Genomic DNA, 7,078 nt, shown 5'->3' with positions numbered 1-7,078 from the left:
TTTGGGCATTGCTTTTGCTTCATATTTATGCTCCTACATAATAATATATACTTAAATAGTTTACTAATAATTAGTTATGCCCTATTTTAGCAACCAATTTTTGCCCTTTAAACCGGAATTTCAAATATGTAAAAAACTCCACCACCGATAAATTATTGAGTTAAGACGATGTTCCCATTAAATATATTCAAATAGAAAGGTGATTAATCAAGTGGACTATCAAACCATCGAAAAGAGGGTGATCATCATGTTTCCCAGAAGAAGAACTGCCAGGATGATAAAATAACCGGTGGAGAATAAAGAAAGTTTTACCAGGGTTTTAATGACCGATTGCTGATAGTACTTTTTTTGGGCAATATAGAGATATACGGAAGAGAGTAAAAAGAATAATACAAATACAATCTCAAAAGGGATCATGCGAAACACGAACATCGTGAGAAAGAAGAAGGAATGCACATGCAGCAGGAATATAAGGTGCTGGAAATAAAGGATCTTGCGCCGGTATAGCAGCTTAAGTATCAAGGCAGCAAGCGGCAGCAGGAAGAACATGATCCTGGGAGCACTATTGATAAATGAAGAAGTGAATTTCTCCTGATCAATCTGAATGTTTTGATCTAAAAGCTCAGTTGTCCCTTCTATTCCTGGCTTAGCATCACCGGTAAGTTTATAAGCATTTTCTGCCAGCATGGCTTCCAGACTGTCTGCTTCATTAGCCTGGATACCGGTTTCAACCAGTTTTACTCCCTTGCTGATATCAGAATAGAAATTCTGGACAGTGAAAGTAAGGAAATATATCATACTGAAAATCAGGTAAAGTCTGAAGGGAGAGATGTAGGTTTCACGTCGACCTTTGAAATATTCAATTGTAAGCCAGCCAGGATGAAAGAGCAGATATTTTACGGTCTTTAAGAAACGGGAATCCAAGTTAAATGTGTGAGCCGTAAATTCTTTGATCATCTCCTTGAAGGTAGCCTTATATTCCCGATTTTCCTGTCCACAGGCAGGGCAAAAACGATTATCAACAATTTCTCCACAATTAGGACAGTGTCTTATTTCCCTTTTCTCTTCCGGCATAGATTTTCCTTAATATAATACTCGATTATGAATTTAATGATCTGTGAACAGGTGTCAATGTTTTTGATTATTGCCGGGGTTGACAAATGTGAGGTGAAGGGAAATATGAGTGATGAATATGCAGGCAGGTGGATTTAATGATAAAAAATATAGAAATAGCTGGAGCAAGAGAACATAATCTAAAAGGATTTGATGTAACGATCCCGCATAACAAACTGATAGTGGTAACTGGAGTATCAGGCTCAGGGAAAAGTTCCCTGGCTTATGATATAGTGTTTCGCGAAGGTCAAAGGCGGTATCTGGAAAGCATCAGTGCCTATGCCCGGCAGTTCATGGATAAGGCAGGACGTCCGGCTGTAGATAGCGTGACAGGGATCCGTCCAGCAATAGCTGTGAGACAAAATAGTCTGCATCGCAGCAGCCGCTCCACGGTGGGAACATTGACGGGAGTTTATGATTATCTGCGATTGCTTTATGCACGATATGGAAAAGTGGAACCTGGCAGCAAGATAGAGCTTAAGCGGAGTCTATTTTCCTTTAACAGTAAATATGGCGCTTGCGAGCATTGCCGGGGACTGGGTGTAGTGGATGAGATAGATGCAGATCTACTGATCAAAGATGAAAAACTCACAATCCGGAACGGGGCTTTTGAGATGACCACTCCCAGCGGATACATTGTTTATTCTCAGGTGACCATGGATGTGCTGAATGAAGTGTGCCAGACACATGGCTTTAGTGTGGATATCCCCTGGCAGGATCTTGCGGAAGCAGAAAAGCAGATAGTTCTATACGGCTCAGAGAAGATCAAAGTTCCCTTTGGCAAGCATACTCTGGAATCAAGGATGAAATGGAGCGGGATAACTGCCCGTCCCCGTGAAGAAGGCTATTATAAGGGCATCATGAATATAATGACGGATATATTGCAGCGGGATAGAAATGGCAATATATTACGCTTTGCCCGAACCATTACCTGCCCGGAATGCCTGGGGAAAAGGCTGCGGAAAGAAGCTTTGGAAGTAAAATACCAGTGTAGAAATATCGCTGAATATAGTGAAATAAGCTTGAGAGAACTGGCAGAAGAATTCAGGCAGGGAGCAGGCAATCAGGGAGAAGAACTTCTAAGAGCAAGTATCGCAGGTAGATGCCAGATCGGTACTCAGATTGGACTTGGTCATCTGCAATTGAGCAGAAGCAGCGAGACGATATCAGCAGGAGAGGGACAGCGACTGAAACTATTAACTATTTCAGCTACGCAATTACGGGACATGATCTATGTGTTTGATGAGCCATCCATTGGGCTGCATCAGGCGGAAATCGGGGCACTTGTGGGAATGCTATTTGAATTACGTGATAATGGTAATACGGTGCTGGTTGTGGAGCATGATCCTTTGATCATCCAGGCAGCAGATCATTTGATCACTATAGGTCCCGGTGCAGGAACAGCAGGTGGCTATCTGATCTACAGCGGAGAAAAGAGCCCGGAATTCAAACCGGAGAAATACACACTTAAAAAAGAAAAAGACCAGACAGAGAAAAATATCCAGGTAACAGGCGCCAATGCTAATAATCTTGAACGAATTTCGGTAAATTTCGCTTTGGAGCGGTTTAATGTGATCACCGGCGTGAGTGGAGCAGGAAAAACCAGTCTGGCAGAATCAGTGCTGCTGCCTGCTATAGCCGGTGATAGAAGAAGTAAAAGATATTGCGAATCCATAAATGGTCATGAAGCAGTAAGCAGGATCGTGAAGATAGATCAAAAACCGATTGGAAGAAGTCCCCGCAGTAACGCTGCTACTTATACCGGTTTGATGGATGACATCCGGGCTATTTATGCTAAACAAACCGCAGCGCTTGCGAAAGGATTAGGCAGAGGAGCTTTTTCGTTTAATACCAAAGGTGGCAGATGCGAAGAATGTGAAGGTGCAGGAGTGCTTAAGCTGGGTATGCACTTCCTGGATGATATCACGATGATTTGCCCCGTGTGCAAAGGTAAAAGATTCAAACCTGAGATATTGGAAATTAACTGGCAGGGATATAATATTGCTGAGCTGCTGGAATTGAGCGTGAGTGAGATGAGGAATTTTTTTGAACCAGGGAGCAGGGGAGGCAGGATACTTAAGGTTCTGGATGAAGTTGGATTAGGCTATTTAACTCTGGGACAGCCAGCGACCACTATTTCCGGTGGAGAAGCTCAGCGCATCAAGCTGGCAACGGAACTGGCAAGATCAAGAAAAACAGGAACGCTGTATTATCTGGATGAACCAACTACCGGACTGCATGCAAATGACGTGAGTAAACTGCTCAAAGTATTAGATAATCTGGTGGCTGAAGGCAATACTGTGATCGTGATAGAGCATGATCCCCAAGTGATATATAGAGCAGATAGAGTGATAGATCTCAGTGATGGCAAAGTGTTATATGAAGGCAGTGTGAAAGGACTCCTGGATAGATCAGATAATCTCACAGCAAAGGCTTTGCGGGGGGAAATAGAAGTCCTCAGCAAACCTGAAACTAGCAGAAAGACCTCTGCAATTGAATTTAAGCAGGTGACCACAAATAATCTGCAGGCAATTGACGTATCCATCCCCCGTGGTCAGATCACAGCAATCACGGGAATTTCCGGCTCAGGTAAGTCATCTCTGGCATTTGATACTATCTATGCCGAAGGCTGGCAGCGTTATCTGGAAAATCTGCCTGCTTATAGCGGTAACCTGTTGGCTAATACAAAGCGCGGAGAACTGGAAAGCTTTACGGGACTGGGTGCTATGCTGGCGATCCGGCAGCAGAGCAGTTCACATAACCGGCGCTCCACCCTGAGTACATATAGCGGGATTTACGATCTTATGCGTCTGCTGTATTCACGCCTAGGTGAAAGTGGAAGATTACCTGCGAGTGATTTTTCCTTTAATAATCCTGCAGGTGCCTGTGAAAACTGCAAAGGACTGGGTACTGTGCTTAGCTGCGATCCTTACCTTTTGATCACACATCCCCAGCGCAGTATTTATGAAGGCGCAATGGATGGAACCAAGCGGGGAAAATATTTTGGCGAAAGGCAGGGACAATATCTGGCAGTATTAAAAAGCGTGGAAAAAGAAAAAGACTTAGATTTCGCAAAACCCTTTAGTGAATTGACAGAAGCCGAAAAGGAAATTATTATATATGGTACTGGTGAGCAGGAATATGAAGTGATCTGGAATTTTGCCAGAGGTAAAAGGCAGGGAGAACACAATTTCAAAAATAAATGGATAGGATTTGTAAACCTGATCAATATCGAATATGAACGGGTACATCAGAAACGCGCTGGTGAGCAGTTAACCGGATTGATGAGCGAAAAAAGCTGTCCTGTCTGCCAGGGAAAAAGACTGCAGAAAAGAGTATTACAGGTAAAAATAGCCGGATATGATATTGCTGAGCTGGGAAACTTTGAGATCAGTGAATTAGAAGATATATTCACTGGTAATTCTCCTGCCGTAGAAGGTAATAAATCCGGTTGGATAGAGATATCAAGTGAGATACTCAAACACGTTAATGCCCTGAAAAAAATGGGACTGGGTTACCTTACCCCAGCCAGAAGACTTGATACGCTTTCCGGAGGTGAATTTCAAAGATTAAGAATTGCCAGGCAGGTAGTAAGCGGATTAACCGGAGTTACATTTGTACTGGATGAGATCAGCCGGGGACTGCATCCCATTGAACGAAAAGAAGTTAACCTATTACTGCGTGAGCTGGCTGATAATGGCAATACTGTGATCTGCGTAGAGCATGATCCCTTATTTATCAAAGCTGCTGATCACGTGATTGAACTGGGTCCTGGAGCTGGAAAAAATGGCGGAAAGATCATTGCCTGCGGTAGTCCAGCAGAGATAAGTAGAAATCCTTCATCAATGATCAGAAATTATCTGCATCAGGATGTCATCTTACCGGCAAAAAAACGTAAAGCAGATAGCTGGATAGAGATCACTGGAGCAATGAGTAACAACCTGCAAAATATTGATCTTAAAATACCAGCAGGTGTACTGGTGGGGATCTGCGGTGTGAGTGGCAGCGGAAAAAGCACCTTATGCCGGGAAGTTATTTATAGATCATATTTGCGAAAGCAGCCGGCAGGCTGTACATCTATTAAAGGACTCGATAGTTTTAACCGGATAATCTATCAGCAGCAGAGTGGATTTAATAAAAATGCCTTGAGCACTCCCGCAACCTATCTGGGCTATTTGAAAGAAATAGGCAAGCTGCTGGCAGCAGAAACGCCTGCTAAAGCGGCAATCTTCAATTATGCTGGAAAACAGGGTCAATGCCCTCAATGCAAGGGAACAGGTAAAAAGCGCGAAGAACTTGATTTTGCCGGATATATCACCAGTGATTGCGAGTTATGCGGTGGTACTCGCTATCATGAGAAAGTTCTGCAGTACAGCTATAAAGGCAAAAATATTGCTGATATCATGAATATGACGATCTCTGAAGCGATTGATTTTTTTGCTGATCACCCCAAACTGGCGGATAAATTACAGGAAACTGAAAACCTGGGACTGGGCTATCTGCAACTTGGTCAAGGGACTGATACCCTCTCCGGTGGAGAAGGTCAAAGATTACTTCTGGCAGCAGTTCTGCAGACCAAAAAAACCGGAGAAAAATGTCTTATATTATTAGATGAACCCACAGCAGGATTACATCCGATAGATATCGAAAATCTCTACAAATTTCTAGATCAACTGGTAGAAAATCAACACACAGTGATTTTCATAGAGCATAATACCCAATTACTGGCAAAAGCTGATCACCAAATCGAACTCGGACCCGGAGCCGGAAAATCAGGTGGCAGAATAATAAGGGAAATGTAAAGCATAGAACACTGATTTAGCGGATTTAACTGATACTCACTGATAAACAATTAATTCAATAACTGCAACCTTTTTGCTAATTAAACATATTTCACCTAACTCATTTATTGACAAAGAACTGGAAATAAGGCTGAACAACTTAGCACGTAGTGACATTTTAATGTGGGTACGTGCTTTGTTGTTTCTCGTGATGACTGTTCTATATTCGGGAGAGGGTAAAATTTATAGTCTGAATCAGGATTTGCTGGATTTAGGGATTATAGGATAGGCTGGATCTGGTGGTCTGATTCCACGTTCCTTGATCGCTGAGTTTATCGATTCACCTTGATAATTACAGAGGCATCATTTCATTACGAAAGAAATAAATATACCAAATGACCTGCCAATCAAAATTTTATACCAGGCAACATTAGCATTAACCCAATAGTTATTTTTTTGTAATTTGGCATAAAAAGAGTAGTCAGCGGGAAATGCTTCGTGTGTTGATTCTTTGGAGAAGACAACTTTTTGTGCTTCAAACTGGATAACTGATCCAAGGGAGGGAGTAATAGTCTTTTTTTGTAAGGATTGCCAGAATTTTAGAGCAGCTTTATGAACAGCCAGATCATTTTTTTTCTGCAATTTCGGGAAGATAAGTGAGGCAGGCGGAGTAACAAGTCCCAGCTTAGTAACATCCTGCATCCCGATAGCTTCTGCTACCTCCTTTAAATATGACAGAACCTTTTTGACACCAACACCACCTACAGTTGAAAGGACAAGTGCCTTTTGCTGAAAGAAGGCGGGTCTGTGACAAAAAGCTGCCAGCCTGTCGATGAAATTTTTCATATTGCCGGTAACATTCATCACATAAACCGGTGAAGCCAGAATAATTCCGTCAGCTTTAGTCATTTTCTGAATAATAGAAGTTATATCATCTTGAAGAGGGCAGTTTTCGATACCTTTTGCCATGCAGTTAAAACATCCCAGGCACAGTTTTATATCAGCCTTCCAGAGATTAATATATTCGAATTCCAAAGAGTCATCAGATTTTTGCAGTTCCTTTTCCAATAATTGAGCGGTTTTTAGAGTATTTCCCGCCCTTTGGGAACCAATAATTGCCAGTATTCTCATTATTACCTCCAATTTAATACTCAGTTCATTTTTAAAATAAACTATTTAGGTGC

3 protein-coding genes are annotated in these 7,078 nt (G+C 42.1%); 1 reads left to right on the top strand and 2 read right to left on the bottom strand.

The genetic code is table 11. The annotated features are described in order from the left end of the window. Nucleotides 1-219 precede the first annotated feature (219 nt). A complete protein-coding gene (locus RAO94_11805; protein MDP8323026.1) occupies nucleotides 220-1,074 on the bottom strand; it encodes a DUF3667 domain-containing protein in 855 nt (284 codons plus the stop codon). A gap of 137 nt (nucleotides 1,075-1,211) precedes the next feature. Here RAO94_11805 and RAO94_11800 point away from each other — a divergent pair, with 137 nt between their 5' ends. Beyond that, nucleotides 1,212-5,915, top strand: a complete 4,704-nt coding sequence (locus RAO94_11800; GenBank protein MDP8323025.1) for an ATP-binding cassette domain-containing protein — start codon at nucleotides 1,212-1,214, stop codon at nucleotides 5,913-5,915. A 342-nt stretch (nucleotides 5,916-6,257) separates the two neighbouring features. Here the strand turns inward: RAO94_11800 and RAO94_11795 are convergent, their stop codons facing one another. Continuing rightward, on the bottom strand, nucleotides 6,258-7,025 hold the full coding sequence (locus tag RAO94_11795) for an NAD(P)H-dependent oxidoreductase (protein ID MDP8323024.1): 768 nt from the start codon (nucleotides 7,023-7,025) through the stop codon (nucleotides 6,258-6,260). Nucleotides 7,026-7,078 lie beyond the last annotated feature (53 nt).

It is taken from the genome of Candidatus Stygibacter australis (assembly GCA_030765845.1).
In the GTDB taxonomy this organism is placed as follows: domain Bacteria; phylum Cloacimonadota; class Cloacimonadia; order Cloacimonadales; family TCS61; genus Stygibacter; species Stygibacter australis.
The sequence above is the reverse complement of the archived record's forward strand: the minus strand, read 5'-3'. Positions and strand labels throughout refer to the sequence as shown.